Genomic DNA, 26,230 nt, shown 5'->3' with positions numbered 1-26,230 from the left:
GTTGCGCTGCTGTAGGTGGTGGCGCAATTTTGGTGATGAGGTTTTCCCGTGGCGCCGCATGCGGCAGTGAAGGGCTCACCATCGCGCAAACAACGCACGACGGTGATTACTCAAATGACTTTATGGAAGATCTGATAATCCCCTGCCGTATGGCTATTCGTGACGTTGGCCCCGGGATCCCTTGGTATTGACGGGCCGCTGATGGCAACACTCTTGTTGAATGTTTTGTCCGGGTACACGCCTATGCCCACCCCTCCAGTGAGTTCCGCCAGACCTGGAACGTTTCGGGCCGTGTTCATATGGGCCCGGCCTACCAAGGCGAGTACTTTTTCGCCCGGCTTGCGTGTTTCCAAGATACGGGTCGCGAAGTAATTGAATTCCTGCAGGCGCGTAATGCCTTCGTCGTTGTCCCCAACGTACTTATAGAAATCGGGCATATCCGATCGGCGGGTCAAGTAGTGGTGCTCTAGGGATTTGACGGTGATTCCATTGTCATTGGCAAGTTGAACCAGTTCCGAGAGCGTGGGAGACGCGCCTTGAGGACGGTGGGCCCCCATGCCCACATCCATGAGCTGGCCCGCGGCATTGGTTTCGACATTCTCAAGGTAAAGTGTGGTAACCCCAGACTCTTTGAGGGCCTGCATATTCTCTTTGAGCATCTGGAAACTGGCGATTTCGTTATGGCGCTCGCCCAGTACCACCACATCAGTGATTTCGTAGGCCTTACGCAACAGGTCGGCCGGCGAGGTGCCGGGTGCGAGCTCCAGCCGGGGCGGGCGCGGCGGCATCTGGCCTTGAGTGAGCATGTTCTTGTAGAAGTTATACAAATCCCGCCTGAACCAATACCTGGCCACAGGCAAGGTTTTAGCGGTGAAGTCGGCTTCGACCAGCCGCCCTCTGTTGAGGCTGAAATACTCGGCGTCTGGTAACGCTGGTCGGACAGGGGCCTCGGCGCCTCTCGTCGAAGCTCCCGGTGTCGGCGTGGGGGCTCCACCGGGCAGTTGATTCAGGCGCCATTCACCGTTGCCCGCATGTTGTACAGAGGCGACGATTCTGCTGCTTTTGGGCGCAGTTGCTGGGACGTTCGGGTCGATGATATTGACCCAGCCACTGCGAGCGTGAAAGGCTGAATCGATCTGATAAACCCTGCTCACGCGGGTACTGTCGGTAAATCGGATGAACCACTCGTCGCCAACGTTATAGGTACCGTCACTCCTTAGCGTCCGGCCGTTGATCATATCGCCAGGCCTGGCGTACGCACTCAAGTCGCGCTCGGGAATGACGGCGTCGTTGGGCGTGCGTGAGCCAGCGATAGTGTTGCCGGTGCTGGCTAAGGGTCGTGCCGGCACTGGGCTGACGGGCGCAGGCAGTGCTCTTGGCCCTGGGCGCGGGGTAATCGCGCCTGTCGCCGTCGACGACTTGAATACCGGGCGTAGGGGGGCCGCGCGAACATTAGAGATACCCGCCGCAGACAGGGTGAAATCACTGTAGATCGCCCGTCCCAGGCCGGGTCTTTTGATCAGGTGCGGCAACACTCTGCTGTTGGCGCGCAGTGCGCTGATGCCGGCTTTGCCCAGACGAAAACCCGCAGACACGCCTTTGCCAGCCACTGGTATCAGGTCGGTAAAGATCAATGCCACTTCAATGCCGAACTCGATTTTATTCTTGAGCGATTGCCGTGCGACCTCCGCACTGCTTACGGACTGGTGATCCGCTCGGTCGATCGCCATCTGTACGTGTTGCTTGTACAGATGGTCTTGGAAATCACCTTTTATGGGCTCAAGGCGAGTGGCGCCTCCCAGCAGCTTGATCGACGAGACCGCCAGCTCGGGGGACATCAATTTCGTTGGGCTGTACGCAGCTTCTTTAAGCGCTCCCCTGAACTGATCGACCTCATCTTTACTGACGGGTGATTTTCTTTGCGCGATATAGGTTGCCCACTCTTTTTTCTCCAGGAGGGTGTCGAGGGCCTTGTGGTCCGCGACTTCGCGATAAGTAATGCCGTCGGGAGCCTTGGGGGTGTACAGCACCAGCGATGGATCTGTCTGGTTGCCGATCACCATCACGCCCTGCACCGCTAGCCCCCTGTGGAGCAGGCTGTTGGCGACGATGGTTTTCCCATCGACTTGAGGGCGGGTGGCCGGGTCTGGGTGAGTCAGTACCGCATCCGCCCACTGCGCCGCGCGTTTATGGATGTTGTCGCTGGCCAGTTCCGTATAGGCGTCGGGGCTGAGTTCTGCCAGAAACGCCTCTTTGTCCATCGCGTCTGCCAGATGAGCTTTCCACGCTGTGCGCAAGTGCACAGCACTCCCCGATTGGGCATCTGGGGCCATTTCCTGTTTGAGTAGTTTGGTGTATTCGCCCCCGACATCGGCGGTATTGACCAGTGCCTTGAGATCGTCGGTATCCAGGGTAACCGGCTTGCCGCTCAGGTCTCGCACAGGCTTGCCGTGCTTGTCGCGCAGAGGCAAGGTCATTTTCTCATCGGTGTATACACCTCTTTCGACGGCAGGGAAGCCACTGGGATTCTTCAGCGCCAAGTCGGTCAGGGACACCGCGTCTTGTTTCGAATAGAGGGGTTGGCCAGTCCCTCTCCCGCCGTGGATGGCGGTGCGGGTGTGGACCTGCACCATGAGTTGATCCGCATCGATTTCTGCTGCCGGGTATCGCTGTTTTATGGCTGCATTCAGGCGGTCACGGGCGAAGGTGTTCAGCGCCGGGATTTTTTCAAGCAGGGGCGTCAGCGCATCCAGGCTCCGTTCCTGCGCCTTGTCCAAGTGCAAAAACAAGGCTTCTTGAAAGGGGCTTAGATTCTTCAACCATTCGGGTTGGAGTTTGTCGGTCAGTTTGGCGTCCCGGGCCAGCATGGCGTTGGTGCCATCGGTGAGGTACGACCAGTCGGCCGCATTATCGATACCTTCCAATGTGGCACTGTCGAGAAGGGGGTTGACGGTTTTGCCTGGCGCCAATGCTGTGCTCAGGTGGGTATTAATGTCTGCCCGCTGGCGTTTGAGCATCCAGGGGATGGATTGCGCCAACACATCCCCGGCCGATGGCTCGACACTGGACATCAGATCTTTTCCGGTAATAGGGTCGGGCCTGTTTTGCAGAGCCGGGGGCAGGCCTTGCAGGAGCAACTTGGCCTCGACACCGCCCTGGTCCAGGCGGCTGGCCAAAGCCTGGCGCGCCTGGGCCGGCGTTGCGAATTCCTCGAAACCTTCGCTGGGCGTGTACATCACGACGGGGCCATTGTCATCGTTGAGCGCAAGTGCGCGCCCATTCGGCCAGGTGGGCGGCGTAGCATAGGAGCCGTCTTTTCGGGTGATGAGAAAGGCCCCTGGCAGCATCGCGCCATGTTCCGTTTGGTCATCCACAGTAACGGGGTACACCCCTAAGCGATCACCGTCGGTGAAGCGTTTTTCCCGGTCTTGCAGGGTGGGGTAGCGCAACGCGGAGTCGATCAGGTCTTTGCCGGTCGCGCTCAGGGTGCCATCGCTCAGGCGCAGTGAGGCGAGGATCGACAGCTGTTTTTTGTGCAGGAACAACAGTTGCTCTTGCGGCGGCATCTGGAGCGTCGGCTGATTTTCCACCGGCCGCGGTGTGCTCCAGTATTCTTCAAGCGCCTGCGGGTATTGCGTGGCAATGCTGCGAGCAATGGATTGCAGCGTGCCTTCGGTAAAGGCCGGTACCGCCATGTCGGCAATGGTTCGTCGATAAGTGAATTCAGTGCTTATGCCTCGCTCCGGGCGCATCAACGCATTCGGGTTGGCCTGGATGTCGCGGATCATCCTGGCCAGTGCAGCCATCAGGGGCTCTGAAGAGGCCAGTGATTCGCGTCCATCGCCCACTCTGTAGCGATTGAAACTGAGCATGTCCGGATTCAGCGGCCTGATCGCGGGGAAGGCTTCCTCAAGTTGCGACTGTACAAAGGCCTTGAAGCCGGGTTGCTGGCTATGCAGGCGTTGCTTGTCTTCGGTCAGCAACGCGTGTTCAGCGGTGAACTGTGTTTCATTGCTGGGTTTGAAATGCTTCACCAACTGCGGGTATCGCATTTTCGCCGGGGTTATACCTGACGAGGCGGGAGTAGGTGGGTCATCGGGGGCGTAATTGGCGGCGGCGGTCAAGGGGACTGATGCAGGTTGTTGCAGAGTTGCGGGTGGTGTAGGCGGGCTGGTCGGGGAGGTACCGGGTGAGGCGTGAGATGAGGGCAAGAGGTTTTGCGAATGTCGCTCTGACAGTGCTGGGGTAAGTGACATGGAAAGAGTCTCATGGGAATTGGATCTCCAATGCTCAGGTCCTGCTCATTACGTCCGTGTAAATCGCTGGTTGAGTGAGTCTCGGGTGTCGGATGGTTCATCGCAAAAGTGTAAGAAGATCACAATGCATTGCAGCGAACCTCCGGCAGATCAGGCGCCAGCGCAGGAAATCACTGACGCCCCTCACGGCCACGGTATTCAGGGTTGAAACGCGCCGATAAAAATCGCCGGATCTACCCGTGCATCATTCAGGCTGACGTTCCAGTGCATATGCGGCCCGGTGGCCCGGCCTGTCGAGCCGACTTTGCCGACTACCGCACCGCGCACCAGTGGCTGACCCACCTTCACATCGATCTTCGACATATGGCAGAACATGCTGATAAAGCCCTGGCCATGGTCGACAAACACGGTATTGCCGTTGAAGAAGTAATTGCCGACCAGAATCACCTTGCCATTGGCGGGTGTCTTGATCGGTGTGCCGGCCGGTACGGCGAAATCCAGGCCCGAATGCGGGTTGCGTTCCTCACCGTTGAAGAAGCGGCGCACCCCGAATTTGCTCGAAAGCGGCCCGTTCACCGGTTTATCCAGCACCAGGTTGCTAGGCAGGTTCGGGCTGAAGCTGCGGTAAGCCTTGAGCTGCACTGCCAGTTCGCCTTCGATGCGCTTGAGCTGGGCCGGGTCAGGGTTGACCTGGCTCTTGTTCTTCAAAGTGATGCGCTGTTCCGGATACTTCTTGTAACCGACGATAAACGGCAGGTTGCGCCCACCGCTGCTGATGCGCTCGTTGCCAGGCTTGACCGTTAACGGGATACCGACAATCGCCAGCCAGTTGTCCTGCTCCTTGACCACCAGCACCGGCTTGCCCTGATAGGTGGCTTTCGGCGCCGTGGCCGAAGGGCCTAGTTCGACGACGGCCACGCCGCCTGGCACCGGTTTGTTCAGGGTTCGCATGATGTAACTGTCGGCGTGGGCGTGAAATGTGAGGCACAACAGCATCAACAGGCTCAGTAGGCGTGGCATCGATCAATCCAATAATGAAAGGGTGACGGGTGTCAGGTGGTTGTCTTCCACCCGCACTTGCAATTGGCCTTCACCCAGGCGCGCGGTGAGGCGCTGGCCGGTGTGGGTTTGTGCGGCATTGCGAATCGCCTGGCCGCGCTCGTCCAACAGGATGCTGTAGCCGCGGCCCAGGGTCGCCAGAGGGCTGACCACCTGCAATGTCTGCACTTGGCTCTGCAGTTGCAGACGCCGAGCCTTGAGACCTTCACGCATGGCGCGGGGCAGGCGTTCGGCGAAGCTGTCCAGGCGCTGGCGCAAGAGTGCCAGTTGACGGCCGGGGTGCTGGCCGGCGAGGCGGGTTTCCAGGCGGATCAAGCGCTCGCGACGGGTATTGAGGCTACGCTCAAAGGCGCGGCGCAAGCGCATGTCCAGGTCATCCAGGCGCTGGGCCTGCTGGCGCAAGCGCTCGCCCGGGTGACGCAGGCGCCGGGCCATGCCTTCCAGGCGCAGGCGGCTGTGGCTCAGGCGGTTGCGCATCAGCATCACCAGGCGGCGCTGCAGGTTTTCCACTTGACGCACCAGATGGCTGGCGTCGGGAGCCAGCAACTCGGCGGCGGCGGAGGGAGTAGGGGCGCGGACGTCCGCCACGAAGTCGCTGATGGACACATCGGTTTCATGACCAACGGCACTGACGATAGGGGTAACGCAAGCATCAATTGCGCGGGCCACCACCTCTTCGTTGAAGCACCACAAGTCTTCAAGGGAGCCACCGCCACGGGCCAGGATCAGCGCGTCGAAACCCCGGGCGTCGGCGAGTTTCAGCGCCCGCACGATCTGCGGGATTGCTTCGCGGCCTTGCACGGCGGTAGGGATCAGGGTCAGTTCAACATTCGGCGCGCGGCGGCGGAACACGCTGATGATGTCGCGAATCACCGCGCCGGTGGGCGAGCTGATAATGCCGATGCGCCGAGGATGCACCGGCAGCGCCACTTTGCGTTCGGCACTGAACAGGCCTTCGGCGCTCAGCTTTTCCTTCAGTGCATCGAAGGCAAGGCGTAGCGCACCATCACCGGCCGGCTCCACGGTATCGAGGATCAGTTGGTAATCGCCGCGGCCCTCGAACAACGAGACCTTACCGCGCACCTTCACCGCCAGGCCATCCTTCAACGCCTGACGTACCCGCGCCGCGTTATTGCGAAACAGCGCGCAACGCACCTGGGCGCCACTGTCCTTGAGCGTGAAATACACATGGCCGGAGGCCGGGCGGGCGAGGTTGGAGATCTCGCCTTCCACCCAGATATTGGTGAACACGTCTTCCAGCAACACCCGCGCGCGGCCGTTGAGCTGGCTGACAGTCAGGACTTCGCGGTCCAGGCCCAAGCGGGCAAAAGGATCTTTAATCATGGGCGGCAGTTTATAGGCATTCGTGCAGGGTTTGACAGAATTGCTCCACCAGCGCGTTCGGCGCTTGCGCGCAGGCCAGGGCTACCGTGCTGTGGCAGTCCGGATCGGCCAGGGGCAAAAATTGCAGGTTGGGCGGGGCGATGTCCTGCATGGATTTTGGTAACAGGGCAATCCCGAAACCGGCCTGGATCAATTGCAACTGCGTGGTCTTGCGCGACATTACCCGCGCCGCCTTGGGGAAAAAACCTGCACGCATGCACAATTCAGCCGACAGATAGCTCAGCCCGCCGCGCTGAGGGTGGGGGATTGAAATAAACGCCTCATCCTTGAGTTGCATTAACTCGACCGCTGCGTTGCCGCGTGCCAAGGGATGACCCGCAGGCACTGCCAGCGCCAACGGCTCGGTGTACCAAGGCACCACGCGCACGCCTTCGCGCTGGCGCAACACCGGCAACCGCAGCAGGCCGACGTCCAGGCGGCCCTCGACGATTTCCTCCAGTTGGGCTTCGGAGGAGAGTTTGACGATATCCATCGACACACCCGGGCAGCGCTCCAGCCACGTGCTGATGCCTTGCAGTAACGCGCCGCTCATCGGCACGGTGCTCGAATGGCTCAGGCGCAAGGTGCCGAGTTGGCCCTGGCCCACTTGTGTCGCCAGGTCGCTGGCCTTGAGCAACTCACTCAGCAGGTTGCGCGCCCGTGGGTAGAAGGCTTCGCCGGCGGCCGTCAGCCTTGGCTGGCGTGCAGTGCGTTCGAACAGTGGGGTTTGCAGTTGAGATTCAAGCTCCTTGATCTGCCGGCTCAAGGCTGATTGCGCCACGAACAGGCGCTCGGCGGCAGCACTGAAGCTACCGCTGTCGGCGATTTCGACGAAATAACGCAGTTGCCGGGTGGAGATCAAGAGTCATGCCTTTTTGAGATGAGTAGCGAGCCTGGAAGATATTAGTCGCAACCCTTGCCGATGGCTAAAGTGAACGGCATCTCAATAGAAGGAATAAGTCATGAGCCCGGTTGAGCTGATGAGCCAGTGGACTTTCGGCGGTATTGATTGGCTGGTGATCGGCCTGGGCGTGACGGTGGCTTATATCGTGTTCGGCATTGCCGGGTTCGGCACGGCGCTGGTGGCGGGGCCGATCCTGATTTTATTCATGCCGCTGTCGAAGATCATCCCGTTGCTGGTGCTTCTGGACTTTGTCGCGGCGTTTGGCGGCCTGCTGCAAACGCGGCGCGATGTGAACAAGCCGGAACTGTTGCGGTTGCTGCCCTGCATGGCCATCGGCTGCACCCTGGGCGTGGTGTTTTTGCTCAACCTGCATTCGGACCTGTTGCTGTTATTGATGGGGCTGTTTATCAGCGCCTACGCGATTTACAGCCTGGCGGTGAAAGCAAGGCCGACTCAGCTGGCGGCGGGCTGGTCGATTCCCATGGGCACCGTTGGCGGCCTGTTTGGGGCGCTATTCGGCAGTGGCGGCTTCTTATATGCGATTTACCTGAACAGCCGTTTGCCCAAGGACGCTGCGCGGGCTACGCAAAGCGCGCTGATCAGTTGCAGCACGGTCGTGCGTTTGAGTCTGTTCCTGATTGCCGGGGTGTATGCAGATTTGCCGTTATTGATGTTGGCGGTTTGCCTGTTGCCGGCGATGGCCCTGGGGTTGTGGTGTGGGCGCAGGCTGACGATGCGGCTGTCCCGTGAGGCGTTCGTGCGGTTGGTGACCTGGCTGGTATTGGCCAGCGGTATTGCGTTGATCGGACGGTATTTGAGTACTTGACCTGATTTTTTCAGGGATTAAGCTGCCGTCCTCCCGGGCGTCATCGCGGGCAAGCCCGGCTCCCACATTGGAATGCGATCACCTGTGGGAGCCGGGCTTGCCCGCGATGGCGCCAATAGCCACACCGCAGGACTCCCATGAACTCCCAAAGCATCCTTGTCCCGAAAATCTCCACCTTGCCGGTCCACGAACCCCGCGCCCGGGCGATTGTGCGCTGGCTGGTGCGCAAGAACATCATCAAGGAAGAGCTCACCACTTGCGGGCGTACCGGCAACCGCATGGGCTACGCCCTGGCCGATGGTGCCCGCGCGGTGGTGCTGCACCCCGAAGCGCTGCCGTTCAACGAGCCGGTCAATGGCCTGGAGATCATCTACAAGCGTTGCATCTACACGCCGGCCAAGGGGTTCCTCGAAGAAGCGGGCTGCCCGGAGTGCCTCAAGGAAGTCGGCGAGGCGCTGTTTGAAAGCCTGGAAGACTGGATGCCTGGCCACACCGATAACTTCACCTGCCCGCTATGTGGGCATGAAGACGACATCAATGGCTTTCTGTTCCTGCAGGAATGCGGGTTTTCCAACCTGGGATTCATTTTCAACAACTGGGCGGAGGCGGGCTTCAAACAGAGCTTTATCGACGAGTTTGCCGATTGGCTCGATCAAAAAATGAGCTGGGTCAAAGTCGAACTGTAACTTTTTGCCGAACACGATCGTTCCCACGCTCCCGCGTGGGCAACGCCGCATGGGACGCTCCGCGTCCCGTTGTTGTCGGAGATTTTGAATCCTGCCCCAAGGCGACGCGGAGCGTCACCAGAGGCATTCCCACGCGGAGCATGGGAATGATCGGGGCGATGAAATTACCCATCTATCAGTATTACCAAGTTTGTCAGAGTTTTACATTGAGCCCGGCAGGGTGCATGTATATAATGGCGCGCTTCCATTTTCCCGCTCGGGAGCCCCCGCGATGCTGCGTATCAGCCAAGAAGCTCTGACATTCGACGACATTCTCCTAGTGCCCGGTTATTCCGAGGTGCTTCCTAACGAAGTCAGTCTCAAGACCCGCCTAACCCGTGGCATCGAGCTGAATATTCCCCTGGTTTCCGCTGCCATGGACACCGTCACCGAAGCCCGTCTGGCCATTGCCATGGCTCAGGAAGGCGGCATCGGCATCATCCACAAGAACATGACCATCGAGCAGCAAGCTGCCGAAGTGCGCAAGGTCAAGCGTTACGAAGCCGGTGTGGTGAAAGATCCGATCACCATCGAAGCTGACGCCACCGTGCGTGACCTGTTCGAACTCACGCGTATGCACAACATCTCCGGCGTCCCGGTGCTGCACGATGGCGACCTGGTCGGCATCGTCACTTCCCGTGACGTGCGTTTCGAGAACCGCCTTGAAGTCACCGTCCGCGAAGTGATGACGCCTAAAGAGCGCCTCGTCACCGTCAAGGAAGGCGCCGACAAGAACGATGTGCGCGAACTGCTGCACAAGCACCGCATCGAGCGCGTGCTGATCGTCGACGACAAATTCGCCCTCAAAGGCATGATGACCGTCAACGACATCGAAAAAGCCAAGGCTTACCCACTGGCCAGCAAGGATGACCAAGGTCGTCTGCGCGTTGGCGCTGCTGTCGGTACCGGTAAAGACACCGGTGATCGCGTCTCGGCGCTGGTCGCTGCCGGTGTTGACGTGGTAGTGGTCGACACCGCCCACGGCCACTCCAAAGGCGTGATCGACCGCGTGCGTTGGGTCAAGCAGAACTTCCCTGAAGTGCAGGTGATCGGCGGCAACATCGCCACCGGCGCTGCCGCCAAGGCCCTGGCCGAAGCTGGCGCCGATGCAGTCAAGGTCGGTATCGGCCCAGGCTCCATCTGCACCACGCGTATCGTCGCCGGTGTGGGCGTGCCGCAGATCAGCGCCATCGCCAACGTCGCCGCTGCCCTTGAAGGCACTGGCGTACCCTTGATCGCCGACGGTGGCATCCGTTTCTCTGGTGACCTGTCCAAGGCCATCGTAGCCGGTGCCTCCTGCGTGATGATGGGCTCGATGTTCGCCGGTACCGAAGAAGCACCGGGCGAGATCGAACTGTTCCAGGGCCGTTCGTACAAGGCTTACCGTGGCATGGGTTCGCTGGGCGCCATGTCCCAGGCGCAAGGCTCTTCCGACCGTTACTTCCAGGACTCTTCGGCAGGCGCCGAGAAGCTCGTACCGGAAGGCATCGAAGGCCGTGTGCCGTACAAAGGCACCCTGAGCGCGATCATCCATCAACTGATGGGCGGCCTGCGTTCCTCGATGGGCTACACCGGCAGCGCCAACATCGAAGAAATGCGCACCAAGCCAGAGTTCGTACGGATCACCGGCGCCGGCATGGCTGAATCCCATGTCCACGACGTGCAGATCACCAAGGAAGCGCCAAACTACCGTGTAGGTTGAGGCTTCCAGCAAAACGTTAAGTAACCGGGGCTGTTCTTCAGCCCCGAGTTGTTTCTGATTCATTAGACGAGACTGACTTCATGGCCCTCGACATTCACGCCCACCGCATCCTGATCCTCGACTTCGGTTCCCAGTACACCCAGCTGATCGCCCGCCGCGTGCGTGAAATCGGCGTGTACTGCGAACTGCATCCGTTCGACATGGACGATGAAGCGATCCGCGAATTCGCACCCAAAGGCGTCATTCTCGCCGGTGGCCCCGAGTCCGTTCACGAAGCCAATAGCCCGCGCTGCCCGCAAGCGGTATTCGACCTGGGTGTGCCGGTATTCGGCATCTGCTACGGCATGCAGACCATGGCCGAGCAACTGGGCGGCAAGGTAGAAGGCTCCGAGCTGCGTGAATTCGGTTATGCCCGTGTGGACGTGGTCGGCAAGAGCCGCCTGCTGGACGGCATCGAAGACCACATCGACGCCGACGGCCTGTTCGGCCTCGACGTCTGGATGAGCCACGGTGACAAGGTCACCAAAATGCCGGAAGACTTCCACATCCTGGCCAGCACCCCGAGCTGCCCGATTGCCGGCATGTTCAGCGATGAGCGTCGCTACTACGGGGTGCAGTTCCACCCGGAAGTGACCCACACCAAGCAAGGCGGGCGCATCCTGTCGCGTTTCATCCTCGACATCTGCGAGTGTGAAGCCCTGTGGACCCCGTCGAAAATTGCTGAAGACGCCATCGCTCAAGTGCGCGCCCAGGTCGGCACTGACAACGTATTGCTTGGCCTGTCCGGCGGCGTTGACTCCTCGGTTGTGGCCGCCTTGCTGCACAAGGCCATTGGCGACCAGCTGACCTGCGTATTCGTCGACAACGGCCTGCTGCGCCTGCACGAAGGTGAGCAAGTGATGGCCATGTTCGCCGAGAACATGGGCGTCAAGGTGATCCGCGCCAACGCTGAGGACCAGTTCCTCAACAACCTGGCCGGCGAGTCCGACCCGGAGAAGAAGCGCAAGATCATCGGCCGCACCTTCATCGACGTGTTCGATGCCGAGTCCAACAAACTGGACAACATCAAATACCTCGCCCAGGGCACCATCTACCCCGACGTGATCGAGTCGGCCGGCGCCAAGAGCGGCAAGGCCCACGTGATCAAGTCCCACCACAACGTGGGCGGCCTGCCTGAGGAGATGAACCTCAAGCTGGTAGAACCGCTGCGCGAACTGTTCAAGGACGAAGTCCGCCGTCTGGGCCTGGAACTGGGCCTGCCGTACGACATGGTCTACCGCCACCCATTCCCAGGCCCGGGCCTGGGCGTGCGTATCCTGGGTGAAGTGAAGAAGGAGTACGCCGACCTGCTGCGTCGCGCCGACCACATCTTCATCGAAGAACTGCGCAAGGCCGACTGGTACCACAAGGTCAGCCAGGCGTTCGTGGTGTTCCAGCCGGTGAAATCGGTTGGCGTCGTAGGCGATGGCCGCCGTTACGCGTGGGTTGTTGCACTGCGTGCCGTAGAGACGATCGACTTCATGACAGCGCGTTGGGCACACCTGCCTTACGAACTGCTGGAGACGGTCAGCGGCCGGATTATCAACGAGATCGAAGGTATCTCGCGCGTGACGTATGACGTGTCGAGCAAGCCGCCGGCGACGATTGAGTGGGAATGATGGGACGTCCGGCATTGTCCGGCACGATCTAAGAAATGCCCTAGAGCCCGCGTAATTGCGGGCTTTTGGCTTTTTGGCGTTGGCAAATTCTGGCGTAGATATTAGAGAAACTGTGATCGAATCAAATCCGTATCGAACGGTGTTATCCCTTGATCAGGCGCAAACACCGTCTGTGCCAACTGCGATGAGGCTACGCCTTCTCCCCGCGCTCGAGCATGTAAGTCGAATAGCGTCTCCAAATCCGGCCTTGGTGTATGTATTAAAGCTCGCAGCATCAAGGACACCCCGCTGAGGTTGTTCTCGACGTTGTTCCACCTCGGAGATGATGTGAGCCCCAGATCGGCCCAAATTATGCGTCGCTCTTGCAAGTCCATTACGAATGGCAGGCAGATCCCTGTGTTGGATGCGATATCGATACGGTCGAACACGGAGCTTGGCTCGAATACTTCACCTGACGCCGTATCGACGCGAGCCATCCAGCCAGCGAAGCATTCTGGAAGGTCGCAGTAAGGCTGCTCGGTGTATGAGTTGATAGAGGTAACAACGTAGCGAATACCCTTCTCTACGAGAACATCAAGGTCGAGGTCGATGAACTCTGAAGCTCCATCGGGCGCGTCGACGATGTCGCCGCTGTGGTAGCCGCCGAAACTCTTCAGGTTGTAGTAAGCGACTGTTTCTATGAACACGAAGTTGGCGTCGAAAAATGCAGCGGACAAGTCGATATCTGTACGCCCATGGCCGTTCTTCCACCAGAGGAACAGGCGAATGAAGCGGGTGTCAGGTATAGGCAGCCGACTGCCCCGCACCAATGTGCGCAGGGCTTTCGATGAGGCACGCTGCGCCAGCGGTACCCTGTACTCGCGTAGTACTGGATCGATAAAGCAGCGACCTAGCGGCGGTAGTGACGCAAAACGCGTTACGAGAGCGTTCTCACAGATTGTGGCTGCACGAGCCAACACGTTGGGGGCTAGAGGTTCGCGTCGATCCTTGATTGCGTAGACTTTGGCGAGTGCGCCTTTGGGTGTGAATGCTCGCAGGGGGAGTGGGCGAGGAGCGCGTACCTGAGCCAGCAACTGCAGCAGAACAGGTGAGGACACTTGTGCCGCAACCGCCTCGAACGCGTCGAGGACCGATTCTGGTGCCGTTGCACGCCGAAGGGTCACGTCCAGCCGTCTTGCGAACTCGCCTGGGCGGTTTTGTAGTATGGGCGTAAGCGCGGCGATGTCACGCTGGGCAAGCAATGTTTCGACTCGTGATCCAAATGAGTCTGGCGTTTCGTTGCGACGTGCTGCCGTGATGGCGGCCAGCGCTCGTGGGTACTTATCGGCATAGTCGCCCGGATGCAGTACTTCAGCCAGGCGTTTCCATCGCTCTGCATGCCGCATCACGTCTTCTGCAACGTTGAGTGTTTTGTCGAGCAGGCGCAACAGCAGGCGACGCATTGAGCGCTTCATCGCTTTAAAACGTGTCGAAGCTGTCGTCAGTGACACGTCTCCTCCACTTAGCGCAACAGCGAGCCGTAGCACGTCTGTCGCCGTTTCGGCGTTTCGTTCCAGGAATGTATCTACCCGCGCATCGCCGGCTACGTGCAGGATAAGTGCACCGCCAACTAGTGCACGGATCTCCCGAAACGGCACGGACTCAGGCAGCAGTCGAAACACATCGCTTTGATACTTTCGAATAAACCAGATGACGTCGGCAGTTTCCTGTTCGGAGAGCGAGGTGCGTGATGAAATCAGCGGTTCGAGGAGTGACTCGAACTCGGAGACGCTTCCCGGTTCGATAACGCGGGATATGAAGTTGCCTTCAAGCATCGCAGGTCGAGCGTGTTCGGTGGGTGGTAAACGTAATAGCGTTAAGCAGTGAATGACGGCATTAAGGTACAACTCCGCCTCTGAGGCCGTCAGGACCTGCTCTGGAAAGTCAGGGTAGAAGGGTTTGTGATGTACATGAGCGCCAGTTTCCCGCCGAAGAACGCCGATAATTTCGCGCAGCCAATACTTGAGTTCTGTTGCTGACAACTTGGCAATTTGCTCAATCAGGGATTCTGACAGTACACATCGGAACGCCGCGACTTCCCGGACCGCCGATGCGACCTGCGCACGCGTGGCACCGCCAGTGCCGATGGGGACGTGAACTTTGCTACGGCGACGCAGGAACAACCCCTGATTCATACTAGATTTTCTCCCTTGGCCACCGTCGTGCTCGCGTTGCAGTTGAAGTAAAAACGCCTGCTAGAAGCAGGCGCAGTGTGGAGAGCGAAACCCCTAGGTCATAGGAGGTTAGAAGGAAGGTGTTCCATAGCCACGGCGGCATTCTACGAAAGGTTGAATCTGTTTGTCAGGTCGCTGCGTAATTCAACGGTAACAAGCTGCTTCGCCAGCAGAAGAGGGGCCGCTTTGCGCCCCAGCGGGAGCAAGCTCCCTCGCCACAGGGTTACATTGTGTCCTTAGGTGGTGGCATTACAGGCTTGAACAGGGGGGACGGCGGTACGCTCAGCGTCAGAAAAACTCATCCAGCAGACAATAGAACTTCATGCGCTGCTCATCGGGCTCAACGCCATAAGCCTCAAAAAATGGCCTCACCCATGCCAGCCCCAGATTGCTTTCAATACTTCGTGCTGCCAAGGCAAGGTCTTGGAACCGATCGCTGACCCCCAGCCGTCCACAGTCGATGAAGCCGCTGAAACAACCCTCTGCCGCCATGAAATTCGGCAGGCAAGCGTCGCCATGGGTCACTACCAGATCATGAGTCTTTGGCTGAGTCGCCACCAGTTCAGCAAACACATCCTCAGCGCTTTGCCCCAGTCGCTCGTCGTCGAAGTCTGTCTCGTCCACGAGGCCGGCACTGACGTGCTGCTGTGCGCGTGCGATGCGCAGCTGGAGGGAGTGATCGAAGGGGCACAGTGCCACGGGTAACTGGTGCAAAGTACGCAGCGCGGTCGCCAGGATGTTGATAATTTGCTCGGCTGAAAGCTCGCTGGCGCTGGCCAGGTCCTGTCCCGGTACGGTGGTCATCAGCAACCAATGGCGGTGGGCCGCTGTAACTTCATCCAGGACCACAGGCGCAGGCAGACCCATTTGCTGCAGCCATCTGAGTCGATCAATTTCGTCTGCCAACTCACTGTGTTCCTCCAGGAGCTCGGATTTCAGGAACAGATCCGTGCCGCCGTCATGGCGCAGGCGAAAGACGTCAGCGCGCGATTCACCAATGGCCTGTTGTTCAATCAGTGCATGGGGAAATTGTTCCCGCCATTTGTGGGGAATATTCATCGTTGTCTCCGGCGTCAGCGCCGCGCCACATCAGAAAAATAAAACTTATCCAACGTATGCCGCGACTCGGTGTACTCGAACTGCCTTCCATCCTGCAAAAACGTCTGGTTACTCACCACAATCACATGGCTTTGCCCCTCCAGATCCAGATGCGCCTGGTCGTCCTTGCTGCGTGGCAGGGCTTCGATGGTGCGTTGCGCGTAGCTGATCTGCAGCTGCAGCGTTTGCTCGATAAACGCGTAGATCGACTGCTCGGCGATGTCGCGGTCCAGGCCGGGAATCAGGTCGCTGATGAAGTGGTTGATGTCCAGAATCACGCGTTTGCCGCCGATGCGGCGCACCCGTTTGATGCGCGTGATCAGGGTGCCGGGTTCGGCCTCGATGTGTTGCAGCAGTGAGCCTTCCAACGGGATCTGGGTGAACTCGACCACGTCGGTACGTACATCATCGCCCAGGTCAGCGTGGGTTTCGTGGAAGCTGACGATGCCGCCCAGTTGGAACTCGATCGGGTTGGGCGACAACACAAAGGTGCCCTTGCCGTGGATCTTTTGCGCAAAGCCACGTTCCTGCAACTGCTCGATGGCGCGCCGCACGGTGCCACGGCTGGCCTGGTAGGCGTCCATCAGTTCGGTTTCGGAGGGAAGGCGCGTACCGCGTTGCAGGCGCTCGGTGGTGATGCTGGCAAGCAGATCCGTATAGATCTGGTTGTATTTGCTCATGGGATGGCTCTTGCCCGGCGTTATGAAGGTGGACTGCGCGTTCAAGGCAGGAACCTTAGTGGCAGAGGTTGGGTTTGTCCATTGGACACCCGTGCCCGTAGGTGAAAAACCTGACGGAAAGATCGTATGAATAAACAAAAGTGTAACTCGTACAGACGAGTTGTTGATTTAACTCGTACAGACGAGTACTTTTCCCTCCTCGGCGTGCTGCCAACGACTGCCACCCATAAAAACAATCACAGTGGAAAACGAGCATGAGCCACGACTATTCAACGATTGCCCGCGAGATCCTCGACAACCTCGGAGGCCGCGAAAACCTTGAGCAGGCTGCCCATTGCGTGACCCGCCTGCGCCTGGCGCTCAAGGACCCCAGCCTGGTCAACAGCAGTGCCCTGAACCAGGTCGATCTGGTCAAGGGTTCGTTCTTTACCGGCGGCCTGTTCCAGGTGGTGATCGGTCCCGGCGAAGTGGAGAAGGTCTACGCCGCCCTGCGCGAACTGACCGGCCTTGCCGCTTCGACCATTGCCGACGTCAAGAAAGCCGGCGGCGACAAGGCCAACCCCATGCAGCGCCTGGTGCGGGTGTTCTCCGATGTGTTCATGCCGATCCTGCCCGCGCTGATCATTGCCGGCCTGTTGATGGGCGTGAACAACCTGATGGGCGCCAAGGGCATGTTCATCGAAGGCCAGACGCTGCTGGAGGCCTACCCGAATCTGGATGGCCTGTGGAGCCTGATCAACCTGATGGCCAACACCTCCTTCGTGTTCCTGCCGGCACTGGTGGGCTGGTCGGCGGCCAAGCGGTTCGGCGGTAGTGAAATCCTCGGCATCGTGCTGGGCCTGATGCTGGTGCACCCGGACCTGCTCAACGCCTGGAACTACGGCAAGGCGGTAGCCGGCCTCGACGGCCAGAGCCTGCCGTACTTCGATATCTTCGGCTGGTTCCAGATCGAGAAGGTGGGTTACCAGGGGCAGATCCTGCCAATCCTGATGGCGGCCTTTGTCATGAGCGTGATCGAGAAGTGGCTGAGGGCGCGGGTGCCGAATGCCATTCAACTGCTGGTGGTGCCGATCACCACCATCGTGGTCACTGGTGTGCTGGCCCTGGCAATCATCGGCCCGGTGACGCGTCACCTCGGCATCCTGATTACCGAAGGCCTGGTCACCCTGTTTGAAATCGCACCTATGATCGGCGGCGCGATTTTCGGCCTGCTCTATGCGCCGCTGGTGATCACCGGTATGCACCACATGTTCCTGGCCGTCGACCTGCAGCTTATTTCCACCCAGGGCGGCACCTTTATCTGGCCGATGATCGTCATGTCCAACCTGGCCCAGGGCAGCGCCGCGCTCGGGGTGTTCTACATGACTCGCAATGCGCGGGACAAAAGCATGGCCTCGACCTCGGCCATTTCAGCTTACTTCGGCATCACTGAGCCGGCGATGTTCGGGGTGAACCTGCGTTTCAAATTCCCGTTCTATGCCGCTCTGCTGGGCTCGGCGCTGGGCAGCATTTTCCTGTCGTTGAACAAGGTGCAGGCCTCGGCCATCGGCGTCGGTGGGCTACCCGGGTTTATCTCGATCGTACCGAGCGCCATTCCGATGTTCGTGATTGGCATGGTCGTGGCGATGGTCGTGCCGTTTGCGCTGACGTGCATGTTGAGCATGAAGATCGTTCGGCCTGGTTACCGGGTCGCCTGAAGATCGCTATCGCAGGCAAGCCAGCTCCCACAGTGATGTGTGAACACATTCAAATGTGGGAGCTGGCTTGCCTGCGATGAGGCCGGAAGGGCCAACACCCAACTCTACTGAAGGAATCCACCATGCAAACCTGGCAACACTCGGTGATCTACCAGATCTACCCCAAAAGCTTCCACAGCCACGCGGGTAACGCCACCGGTGACCTGCTGGGCATCGTGGACAAACTCGACTACCTCAAGTGGCTGGGCGTGGACTGCCTGTGGGTTACTCCGTTCCTGCGCTCGCCCCAGCGCGACAACGGCTACGACATCAGCGACTACTACGCCATCGACCCCAGCTACGGCACCATGGCCGACTGCGACCTGCTGATCAGCGAAGCCGCCAAGCGTGGTATCAAGCTGATGCTCGACATCGTGGTCAACCACACCTCCATCGAACACGAATGGTTCCAGCAGGCGCGCAGCAGCCTCGACAATCCCTATCGTGACTTCTACATCTGGCGTGACCAGCCGAACAACTGGGAATCCAAGTTCGGCGGCTCGGCCTGGGAATACGAAGCGCAGACTGGCCAGTACTACCTGCATCTGTTCGACCATACCCAGGCCGACCTCAATTGGGATAACCCCAAGGTACGCGCCGAAGTGTTCAAGATGATGCGCTTCTGGCGCGACAAAGGCGTGGGCGGCTTCCGCCTGGATGTGATCAACCTGATCTCCAAGCCCGCCGATTTCCCCGAAGACAACAGCGACGGTCGCCGTTTCTACACCGACGGCCCGAACGTGCACCAATACCTGCAGCAAATGCACCGCGAGGTCTTTGAAGGCCATGACCTGATCAACGTGGGCGAGATGTCATCCACCCGCCTGGAACACTGCATTCGCTACTCGAATCCAGCGTCGAAAGAGCTGTCGATGACCTTCAATTTCCATCACCTGAAAGTCGATTATCCGAACCTGCAGAAGTGGGTGAAGGCCGATTTCGATTTCCTGCAACTCAAGCAGATCTTCTCCGACTGGCAGGTGGGCATGCAGGCCGGTGGCGGCTGGAACGCGTTGTTCTGGTGTAACCACGACCAGCCACGGGTGGTCTCGCGCTTTGGTGACGACGGCGAATACCGCGTGGTCTCGGCCAAGATGCTCGCCACGGCGCTGCACTTCCTGCAGGGCACGCCATATGTGTATCAGGGCGAAGAGCTGGGCATGACCAACCCCGGCTTCGACAGCATTTCGCAATACCGCGATGTGGAAACCCTGAACATCTTCCGCCTCAAGCGCGACGCGGGAGAGTCCGAAGCTTCGAGCATGGCGGCGATCATGCAGAAGTCCCGCGATAACGGGCGTACGCCCATGCAGTGGAGCACCGAAGCGAACGCCGGGTTCAGCCGCGGTGAACCCTGGATCGGCATTCCCGCGAATGCTGCGCAGATCAATGTCAACAGCCAGATGGATGACCCGGATTCGGTGCTGCATCACTACCGCAGGCTGATCGACCTGCGCCGTCGCGAGCCGCTGATACAGCAAGGCGTTTACCGTGCGTTGCTGCAAGACCATCTCCAGGTCTGGGCGTACCTGCGTGAAGGTCATGGCGAGCGCCTGTTGGTACTCAACAACTTCTATGGATCGTCGTGCGAGATCCAACTGCCCGAAGGCGTGATCAACGCCGCAAACGAGCAACGCCTTCTGATCAGCAACTACCCCGATTGCCCGCTGCGCACGAGCACGATGGTGCTACGCCCTTATGAATCCTTCGTGCTGCACCTGACTGGTTGAAATGCCCCCTGTAGGAGCGAGCTTGCTCGCGAAGATCGCCAACGCTAACGCGCCCCTCCAGGTGTTGCGTGGAGGTTGCAAATTCTTCGCGAGCAAGCTCGCTCCTACAGGTGATCGCGTCACGCAAGACAGCAAGAAAAAACAATAAAAATAAAAGGAGCACTTCATGAAAACAACAATAAAACTGGGCCTTATTGCTTCCTGCCTCACGGTGCCTTTCGGCGCCCAAGCCCTGGAATTTGCCGGGTATTTGCGCAGCGGCGCGGGCACGTCAACGGGCAGCGGCAAGCAGCAATGTTTCCAACTGCCGGGTGCGCAAACCAAGTACCGCTTGGGCAACGAATGCGAGCAGTACGCCGAGCTGGAACTGCGTCAGGATTTGCTGACCCTCGATGACGGTTCGGTGTTCAGCGTCGATGCCATGGCTTCCCTCTATAACAAGTACGACCGTGCCCTGAAGTTCCAGGGTGAAAACAATGGCTCGGCGCGCATGCCGCAGATGTATGCGCAATGGTCCAACCTGCCCAGTCTCAATGGCGGTTCGCTGTGGGCCGGGCGGCGTTACTACAAACGTAACGACATCCATATTTCCGACTTCTACTACTGGAACCAGAGCGCCACCGGTGGCGGGATCGAGGACGTGTTGATCGGCGGCTTGAAATACAGCTACGCCCTGTCGCGCAAGGACAACCTGTACCAGAAGGAGTACGCCACCCGTCACGACTTCAACGTCGCAGGTTTCAAGACCAACCCCGGTGGCGAACTGGAACTTGGCTTGAGCTACATCGCCAAGGCCGGTGGGCGTGACACCAACAGTGGCTGGGCGCTGACGGCGCAGCATGTACAAGCGGCCTTCCTGGGTGGCAAGAACAAGTTTGCCCTGCAGTACGGCGAAGGCCCCGGCACCGGTCTGGGTTACACCGGCAATACCACGTTGGACAAAAGCAGCAAAAGTTACCGCGCCGTGGAGTTCTTTGATTGGCAAGTGACCCCGCGTTTCGGCGGGCAAGTCGAGGCGGTGTACCAGAAAGATGTGCGCCCAGGGCGTCAGGACCAGAACTGGATGTCGCTCGGTGTGCGTCCTGCGTATGCGCTCAGCGAGCAATTCAAACTGGTCACTGAGCTGGGGCACGATCAGGTCGAGGCCACCGGCGGTACGCGCAAATTGAGCAAATTTACCTTCGCCCCGACCTGGTCGCCCAAAGGTCCTGAGTTCTGGGCGCGGCCGGAAGTGCGGTTGTATTACACCTATGCGTCCTGGAACAAAGCGGCCAAGCGTGCGGCCAATGAGCTGGCGGCGGGCTCGGCGTTGTCCGACACCGGCGCCTATGGCACGGCGCGGCATGGGTCAAACGTCGGTGTGCAGGTCGAATATTGGTGGAAGTAAGCCGGGCTCGTGTGGGAGCGGGCTTGCTGTGGCGAGGGAGCTTGCTCCCGCTCGACTGCGCAGCAGTCGCAGGCTTTTGGGGGCGCTTCGCACCCCAGCGCAAGCAAGCTTGCTCGCCACAGCAAGCCCGCTCCCACCTTTGATCTTCGTCATCCTCAACCTTGCATCGGCTCAATGATTTTTAAAGAACAACACAAACAGGTGAAGTCATGACCACATCTCAACCCCTGGAACTGCTGGCACCCTTGTCCGGGGTTTTGCTGGCGCTGGATCAGGTCCCCGACCCGGTATTTTCCGGCCGCGTGATTGGCGATGGCCTGTGCATCGACCCTACCTCGCACACCCTCTGCGCGCCGTTGGCCGGGGTGATCAGCAATATTCAGGACAGCGGACACGCCGTCAGTGTCACCGCCGATAACGGAGTGCAGGTGCTGCTGCATATTGGCCTGGACACCGTGAACCTGGCGGGCCAGGGCTTCACCCGGCTGGTCGAGGAGAGCCAGCGGGTGGAGGCCGGGCAGCCGCTGATCGAGTTCGATGCCGATTACGTGGCGCTCAATGCACGCAGCCTGCTGACCTTGATGCTCATTGTGAGCGGCGAGCCGTTTGTGCCATTGGTGGCCGGTCAGGCGCTGGTGGAGTCCGGCCAGCCTCTGGTGCAGGTCTCACCGGGGCCGATGCCCGCTGAGGTGGACGAGGAAGAGGGCAATGCGCTGTTTTCCAAGCCAGTGACATTGCCCAATGCCAGCGGCCTGCACGCCCGCCCTGCGGCGGTGTTTGCCCAGGCGGCGAAGGGGTTCAGTTCCAGCATTTTCCTGCACAAGCAAACCCTGAGCGCCAATGCCAAGTCGCTTGTGGCGATCATGGCGCTGCAGACCTCCCAGGGCGACAGCGTGCAAGTGAGCGCGGCGGGGGAAGATGCCGAGGCGGCAATCCAGGCGCTGGTGGCGTTGCTGCTCGACGGCTGTGGCGAGACGCTGCCGGTAGCGGTCGAGGCGATCAACGAGCCCGCCACGCCTGCGTCTTCTGCGTCCGTGTTGCGAGGCGTCTGCGCGTCGCCGGGCTCGGCGTTTGGCCAGGTTGTCCAAGTGGCTGAACCGGCGCTTGAGATTCCCGAAGCCGGTGCCGGAGAAACCTTCGAACGTACCGCATTGGCCCGTGGTCTGCGGGCGGCAAACGAGGCGCTGCAAGCGTTGCAGGCCAAGGCGGCCGGCAGTGCCCAGGCCGAGATCTTCCGCGCCCACCAGGAACTGCTCGAAGACCCGACCCTGCTTGAACAAGCCCATAGCCTGCTGGCCGAAGGCAAGAGCGCGGCCTTTGCCTGGAATACGGCCACGGTGGCGACCGCCAGGCTCTTCGAAGGCTTGGGTAAAACGCTGCTGGCTGAGCGTGCGGCGGATTTGGCCGACGTCGGCCAGCGCGTGCTCAAGTTGATCCTGGGGGTGCCGGAGCGTTCCATGGAGCTGCCGGAGTGCGCCATTCTGGTCGCCGAACAATTGACCCCCTCACAAACCGCCGGCCTGGATACCAGCAAAGTGCTGGGCTTCGTCACGGTCGCCGGTGGCGCTACCAGCCACGTGGCCATCCTCGCCCGGGCCCTCGGCCTGCCATCCCTTTGCGGTGTACCCAGTCAAGTATTGGCCTTGGCCAACGGCAAGCGGGTACTGCTCAACGCCGACAAAGGCGAGCTGCAGCTGGAGCCGAACCTGGCTGAAATCGAGCAACTGCAGGCGGTTCGTCAACAGCAAAAGCTACGGCTGCAGCGTGAAGTGGCACAGGCCTCACAGGCGGCGGTCACCCGCGACGGTCACCACATCGAGGTCACAGCCAACGTCGCCTCATTGCAGGAAGTGGAACAGTCACTGACCCTGGGCGCTGAAGGCGTGGGTCTGCTGCGTTCGGAGTTCCTCTACCTGGAACGCAACCGTGCCCCGAGCGCAGAGGAGCAGGCCGACACCTACAGCGCCATCGCCCGCGCCCTCGGCCCCGAGCGTAATCTGGTGGTACGTACCCTGGATGTGGGCGGCGATAAACCCTTGGCCTATGTGCCGATGGAAAGCGAGACCAACCCATTCCTTGGCCTGCGCGGTATCCGCCTGTGCCTGGAACGCCCCGAACTGCTGCGTGAACAGTTGCGTGCGATTCTTGCCAGTGCAGGCTTGGCGCGGCTGCATATCATGTTGCCGATGGTCAGCCTGCTGTCGGAGCTGCATCTGGCGCGCAAGATGCTCGAAGAAGAGGCGCTGGCCCTCGGGCTGGCCGAGTTACCGAAGCTGGGCATCATGATCGAAGTCCCCAGCGCAGCGCTGATGGCGGATGTGTTTGCGCCTTATGTGGATTTCTTCTCCATCGGCACCAACGACCTGACCCAGTACACCCTGGCCATGGACCGCGACCACCCGCGCCTGGCCAGCCAGGCCGACAGTTTTCACCCGGCCGTCCTGCGCCTGATCGACATCACCGTCAAGGCGGCCCATGCCCATGGCAAGTGGGTGGGCGTATGTGGTGCGCTGGCGTCCGAAACCCTGGCGGTGCCGGCGTTGATCGGCCTGGGTGTGGATGAGCTGTCGGTCAGCGTGCCGCTGATCCCCACCATCAAGGCCACCGTGCGCGAACTGGACCTGCACGACTGCCAGATCATTGCCCGCCAAGTGCTGGGCCTGGAAGAAGCCGACCAAGTGCGCGAGGCCCTGCGCCTGTACCACGCGGCCACCGTTGAAACCTCACCTGTCGTGGAGCACTGAGCATGTTCGAGAAATTGCAGCGGGCGTTCTGGAAAGCCCTGACGCCTGATTTGGTGGCCGAGACGGTCGCACCGACGACGCCGAGCCTGTTGTCGGCCGATGTGGTGAGTGCATTGGGCGGGGAGGGGAACGTCACGTCACAGCAGCGCGTGGCACTCACGCGGGTGCGGGTGCAGTTGCGGGAGGCGGGGCGTTTGGATGAGTCGGCGTTAAAGGCAGCGGGTATACCGGCAGTGATGGTGTTGACGGGTGGGGTAGTCCATCTGCTCACCGGCCTATAAGGCGACGATGATCACATGTGGGAGCCGGGCTTGCCCGCGATAGCGGTGTGTCAGGCGCCGACTACCTTGACTGTCAGGCCGCTATCGCGGGCAAGCCCGGCTCCCACAGGGATTTGCAGTGTGCGGGCTGCCGTGATCAGAGTTGTGGGGTGTCTTGTGGCGGCTTGGTCTTGTCCACGCCCGGCACATGCAGGTTGCCTTCCACCACCTGGTTGCCCTCCAGCTGCGGCTGGGTCACCCAGGTAAGAATGTCGTAGTAACGTCGAATGTTCGCCACAAAATGCACCGGCTCGCCGCCGCGGGCGTAGCCGTAGCGGGTCTTGCTGTACCACTGCTTCTGCGACAGGCGTGGCAGCATCTTCTTCACGTCCAGCCACTTGTTCGGGTTCAGGCCTTCTTTCTTCGCCAGGAGGCGCGCGTCGTCCAGGTGGCCGGTGCCTACGTTGTAGGCGGCGAGGGCGAACCAGGTGCGGTCGGGTTCGGCGATCTTGTCGTCCAGCTCATCCTTGATCCGGGCCAGGTACTTGGCGCCGCCCATGATGCTCTGCTTGGGGTCAAGGCGGTTGGACACGCCCATGGCTTGCGCGGTGTTCTGGGTCAGCATCATCAGGCCGCGCACGCCGGTCTTGGACGTGACCGTGGGTTGCCACAGCGATTCCTGATAACCAATGGCTGCCAGTAAACGCCAATCGACTTTCTCGGCCTTGGCATAGGCGCGAAAGTGTTTCTCGTACTTGGGCAGGCGTTGTTGCAAGTGCTGGGCAAAGGTGTAGGCGCCGACATAGCCGAGGACATCGACGTGCCCGTAGTAGCGGTCCTTCAGGCGTTGCAAGGTGCCATTCTTCTCGACCTTGTCCAGGTAACTGTTGATCTCGTTTAGCAGGCTGTTGTCGTCGCCTGCTGCCACGGCCCAGCTTTGATTGCTGGCATTGCCGAGGTCGAAGGCCACGCGCACGTTCGGGAAGTACACCTGGTTCATGGCCACTTCGTTGGAGTCCACCAGGGTCAGGTCGATTTGCCCTTCGTCGACCATGCGCAGCAAATCCACCACTTCAACGGCGTCGGATTCTTCGTACTCGATGGCCGGGTTCTGTTTTTTCAGCGCCGCCAGTTGCTCGGCGTGGGTGCTGCCCTTGAGCACCATGATCTTCTTGCCCACCAGGTCGGCGGCGTTGGTGGGGCGCGATTGGCCGTTGCGGTAGATAATCTGTGGGGTGACTTCAAGGTACGGGTGAGAGAAGCGCACCTGCTGCTGGCGCTGGTCGCTGCTCACCAGGCCGGCGGCGGCGAGTACCGGGCCGTTGGGTTTGCCCAGCCGGCTGAACAGGTCGTCGAGGTTGTCGGCCGTCTCGATTTCCAGCTTCACCCCCAGGTCGTCGGCAAAGCGCTTGACCAGTTCGTATTCGAAGCCGGTTTCACCGTTGCGATCCTGGAAATACGTAGCGGGACTGTTGCGAGTGACCACCCGCAATACGCCATCCTCCTTGATTCGCTCCAGTGTGCTGGGTTTATCAACACAGGCACTGAGCATCAGGAAGAGCAAGGTGGCGATGAGCCATTTGGCGCATCGCAGGCGCGAAACAGTTGGGAAGAACATCTGCGCAGTATACGCAAACGGCTCACGGCGCCATATCTCGACAGCGGCGCACTTGTCTGCTAGCCAGCGTAAAACTGTGCTGCAGCCCGCAGAAACGGGGCTTGGCGAGCGATTGTGACGGTTAAAATAACTGCGCCCAATACCCTGGATAACGCCGTAACTGCAGGCAAAGCGTGCCAACTGACGTTCGGCGGCGGCCACCGGTAGCGTTTCGGGTGCCGTTGGCGAAGGTTTACGCTAGAATGCACGGC

Annotated in this window: 17 protein-coding genes; 9 read left to right on the top strand and 8 right to left on the bottom strand. The window is 60.0% G+C overall.

Annotation, left to right across the window (positions count from 1 at the left end):
* Positions 1–110: 110 nt before the first annotated feature.
* From AC1RAC_RS07410 to AC1RAC_RS07395, 4 genes are all read right to left on the bottom strand, one after another.
* The gene (locus AC1RAC_RS07410) at positions 111–4,124 is read right to left on the bottom strand and encodes a dermonecrotic toxin domain-containing protein (protein ID WP_492616464.1); all 4,014 of its coding nucleotides are present in this window, start codon (positions 4,122–4,124) and stop codon (positions 111–113) included.
* A 330-nt stretch (positions 4,125–4,454) separates the two neighbouring features.
* Positions 4,455–5,276, bottom strand: coding sequence for a M23 family metallopeptidase (locus AC1RAC_RS07405; protein ID WP_089042364.1), 822 nt, complete (start codon positions 5,274–5,276; stop codon positions 4,455–4,457).
* Between the two features lie 3 nt (positions 5,277–5,279).
* The gene (gene xseA / locus AC1RAC_RS07400; RefSeq protein ID WP_236280323.1) at positions 5,280–6,659 is read right to left on the bottom strand and encodes an exodeoxyribonuclease VII large subunit; all 1,380 of its coding nucleotides are present in this window, start codon (positions 6,657–6,659) and stop codon (positions 5,280–5,282) included.
* A 10-nt stretch (positions 6,660–6,669) separates the two neighbouring features.
* Positions 6,670–7,560, bottom strand: a complete 891-nt coding sequence (locus tag AC1RAC_RS07395) for a LysR family transcriptional regulator (RefSeq protein WP_200584141.1) — start codon at positions 7,558–7,560, stop codon at positions 6,670–6,672.
* Between the two features lie 100 nt (positions 7,561–7,660).
* Here AC1RAC_RS07395 and AC1RAC_RS07390 point away from each other — a divergent pair, with 100 nt between their 5' ends.
* The 4 genes from AC1RAC_RS07390 to guaA all read left to right on the top strand — a co-directional run bounded on the left by AC1RAC_RS07390 (position 7,661) and on the right by guaA (position 12,513).
* Complete coding sequence (locus tag AC1RAC_RS07390) at positions 7,661–8,428, top strand: sulfite exporter TauE/SafE family protein (protein WP_054897804.1); 768 nt, start codon at positions 7,661–7,663, stop codon at positions 8,426–8,428.
* Between the two features lie 137 nt (positions 8,429–8,565).
* A complete protein-coding gene (locus tag AC1RAC_RS07385) occupies positions 8,566–9,114 on the top strand; it encodes a hypothetical protein (RefSeq protein WP_005791157.1) in 549 nt (182 codons plus the stop codon).
* Between the two features lie 271 nt (positions 9,115–9,385).
* Entirely contained in the window at positions 9,386–10,855 is a 1,470-nt protein-coding gene (gene guaB / locus AC1RAC_RS07380; RefSeq protein ID WP_034128014.1) for an IMP dehydrogenase, read from the top strand.
* An 80-nt stretch (positions 10,856–10,935) separates the two neighbouring features.
* The gene (gene guaA / locus AC1RAC_RS07375; protein ID WP_014719806.1) at positions 10,936–12,513 is read left to right on the top strand and encodes a glutamine-hydrolyzing GMP synthase; all 1,578 of its coding nucleotides are present in this window, start codon (positions 10,936–10,938) and stop codon (positions 12,511–12,513) included.
* A 101-nt stretch (positions 12,514–12,614) separates the two neighbouring features.
* Here the strand turns inward: guaA and AC1RAC_RS07370 are convergent, their stop codons facing one another.
* The 3 genes from AC1RAC_RS07370 to treR all read right to left on the bottom strand — a co-directional run bounded on the left by AC1RAC_RS07370 (position 12,615) and on the right by treR (position 16,504).
* The gene (locus tag AC1RAC_RS07370) at positions 12,615–14,687 is read right to left on the bottom strand and encodes a TerD family protein (RefSeq protein WP_313042855.1); all 2,073 of its coding nucleotides are present in this window, start codon (positions 14,685–14,687) and stop codon (positions 12,615–12,617) included.
* A gap of 327 nt (positions 14,688–15,014) precedes the next feature.
* Complete coding sequence (locus AC1RAC_RS07365) at positions 15,015–15,785, bottom strand: APH(3')-II family aminoglycoside O-phosphotransferase (protein WP_089042367.1); 771 nt, start codon at positions 15,783–15,785, stop codon at positions 15,015–15,017.
* Between the two features lie 14 nt (positions 15,786–15,799).
* Positions 15,800–16,504 (bottom strand): trehalose operon repressor, encoded by a 705-nt coding sequence (treR, locus tag AC1RAC_RS07360; protein ID WP_034128011.1) that lies wholly within the window; start codon positions 16,502–16,504, stop codon positions 15,800–15,802.
* Positions 16,505–16,758: 254 nt separating this feature from the next.
* Here treR and treP point away from each other — a divergent pair, with 254 nt between their 5' ends.
* From treP to AC1RAC_RS07335, 5 genes are all read left to right on the top strand, one after another.
* A complete protein-coding gene (treP, locus tag AC1RAC_RS07355) occupies positions 16,759–18,201 on the top strand; it encodes a PTS system trehalose-specific EIIBC component (RefSeq protein ID WP_034128010.1) in 1,443 nt (480 codons plus the stop codon).
* A gap of 122 nt (positions 18,202–18,323) precedes the next feature.
* Positions 18,324–19,970, top strand: coding sequence for an alpha,alpha-phosphotrehalase (gene treC / locus AC1RAC_RS07350; RefSeq protein WP_054897801.1), 1,647 nt, complete (start codon positions 18,324–18,326; stop codon positions 19,968–19,970).
* Positions 19,971–20,136: 166 nt separating this feature from the next.
* Positions 20,137–21,357, top strand: coding sequence for a maltoporin (locus tag AC1RAC_RS07345; RefSeq protein ID WP_054897800.1), 1,221 nt, complete (start codon positions 20,137–20,139; stop codon positions 21,355–21,357).
* Positions 21,358–21,566: 209 nt separating this feature from the next.
* A complete protein-coding gene (ptsP, locus tag AC1RAC_RS07340) occupies positions 21,567–24,101 on the top strand; it encodes a phosphoenolpyruvate--protein phosphotransferase (RefSeq protein WP_492616463.1) in 2,535 nt (844 codons plus the stop codon).
* Positions 24,102–24,103: 2 nt separating this feature from the next.
* Positions 24,104–24,382 carry a PTS sugar transporter subunit IIB gene (locus AC1RAC_RS07335; protein ID WP_089042370.1) on the top strand — a complete coding sequence of 93 codons (279 nt, stop codon included), beginning with the start codon at positions 24,104–24,106 and terminating at the stop codon, positions 24,380–24,382.
* 136 nt (positions 24,383–24,518) lie between these two features.
* Here AC1RAC_RS07335 and mltF read toward each other — a convergent pair whose 3' ends face one another.
* Complete coding sequence (mltF, locus tag AC1RAC_RS07330) at positions 24,519–25,979, bottom strand: membrane-bound lytic murein transglycosylase MltF (protein ID WP_054897797.1); 1,461 nt, start codon at positions 25,977–25,979, stop codon at positions 24,519–24,521.
* Positions 25,980–26,230: the final 251 nt, after the last annotated feature.

The sequence above is a fragment of the Pseudomonas sp. GW823-FHT02F05 genome (assembly GCF_058797315.1).
The sequence above is the reverse complement of the archived record's forward strand: the minus strand, read 5'-3'. Positions and strand labels throughout refer to the sequence as shown.

What these genes read in the sequence shown, in the direction of transcription:
- AC1RAC_RS07405 (WP_089042364.1), bottom strand. Translation starts at nt 5,276, where the DNA reads ATGCCACGCCTACTGAGCCTGTTGATGCTGTTGTGCCTCACATTTCAC.
- xseA (WP_236280323.1), bottom strand. Translation starts at nt 6,659, where the DNA reads ATGATTAAAGATCCTTTTGCCCGCTTGGGCCTGGACCGCGAAGTCCTG.
- AC1RAC_RS07390 (WP_054897804.1), top strand. Translation starts at nt 7,661, where the DNA reads ATGAGCCCGGTTGAGCTGATGAGCCAGTGGACTTTCGGCGGTATTGAT.
- AC1RAC_RS07385 (WP_005791157.1), top strand. Translation starts at nt 8,566, where the DNA reads ATGAACTCCCAAAGCATCCTTGTCCCGAAAATCTCCACCTTGCCGGTC.
- guaB (WP_034128014.1), top strand. Translation starts at nt 9,386, where the DNA reads ATGCTGCGTATCAGCCAAGAAGCTCTGACATTCGACGACATTCTCCTA.
- guaA (WP_014719806.1), top strand. Translation starts at nt 10,936, where the DNA reads ATGGCCCTCGACATTCACGCCCACCGCATCCTGATCCTCGACTTCGGT.
- AC1RAC_RS07370 (WP_313042855.1), bottom strand. Translation starts at nt 14,687, where the DNA reads ATGAATCAGGGGTTGTTCCTGCGTCGCCGTAGCAAAGTTCACGTCCCC.
- AC1RAC_RS07365 (WP_089042367.1), bottom strand. Translation starts at nt 15,785, where the DNA reads ATGAATATTCCCCACAAATGGCGGGAACAATTTCCCCATGCACTGATT.
- treR (WP_034128011.1), bottom strand. Translation starts at nt 16,504, where the DNA reads ATGAGCAAATACAACCAGATCTATACGGATCTGCTTGCCAGCATCACC.
- treP (WP_034128010.1), top strand. Translation starts at nt 16,759, where the DNA reads ATGAGCCACGACTATTCAACGATTGCCCGCGAGATCCTCGACAACCTC.
- treC (WP_054897801.1), top strand. Translation starts at nt 18,324, where the DNA reads ATGCAAACCTGGCAACACTCGGTGATCTACCAGATCTACCCCAAAAGC.
- AC1RAC_RS07345 (WP_054897800.1), top strand. Translation starts at nt 20,137, where the DNA reads ATGAAAACAACAATAAAACTGGGCCTTATTGCTTCCTGCCTCACGGTG.
- ptsP (WP_492616463.1), top strand. Translation starts at nt 21,567, where the DNA reads ATGACCACATCTCAACCCCTGGAACTGCTGGCACCCTTGTCCGGGGTT.
- AC1RAC_RS07335 (WP_089042370.1), top strand. Translation starts at nt 24,104, where the DNA reads ATGTTCGAGAAATTGCAGCGGGCGTTCTGGAAAGCCCTGACGCCTGAT.
- mltF (WP_054897797.1), bottom strand. Translation starts at nt 25,979, where the DNA reads ATGTTCTTCCCAACTGTTTCGCGCCTGCGATGCGCCAAATGGCTCATC.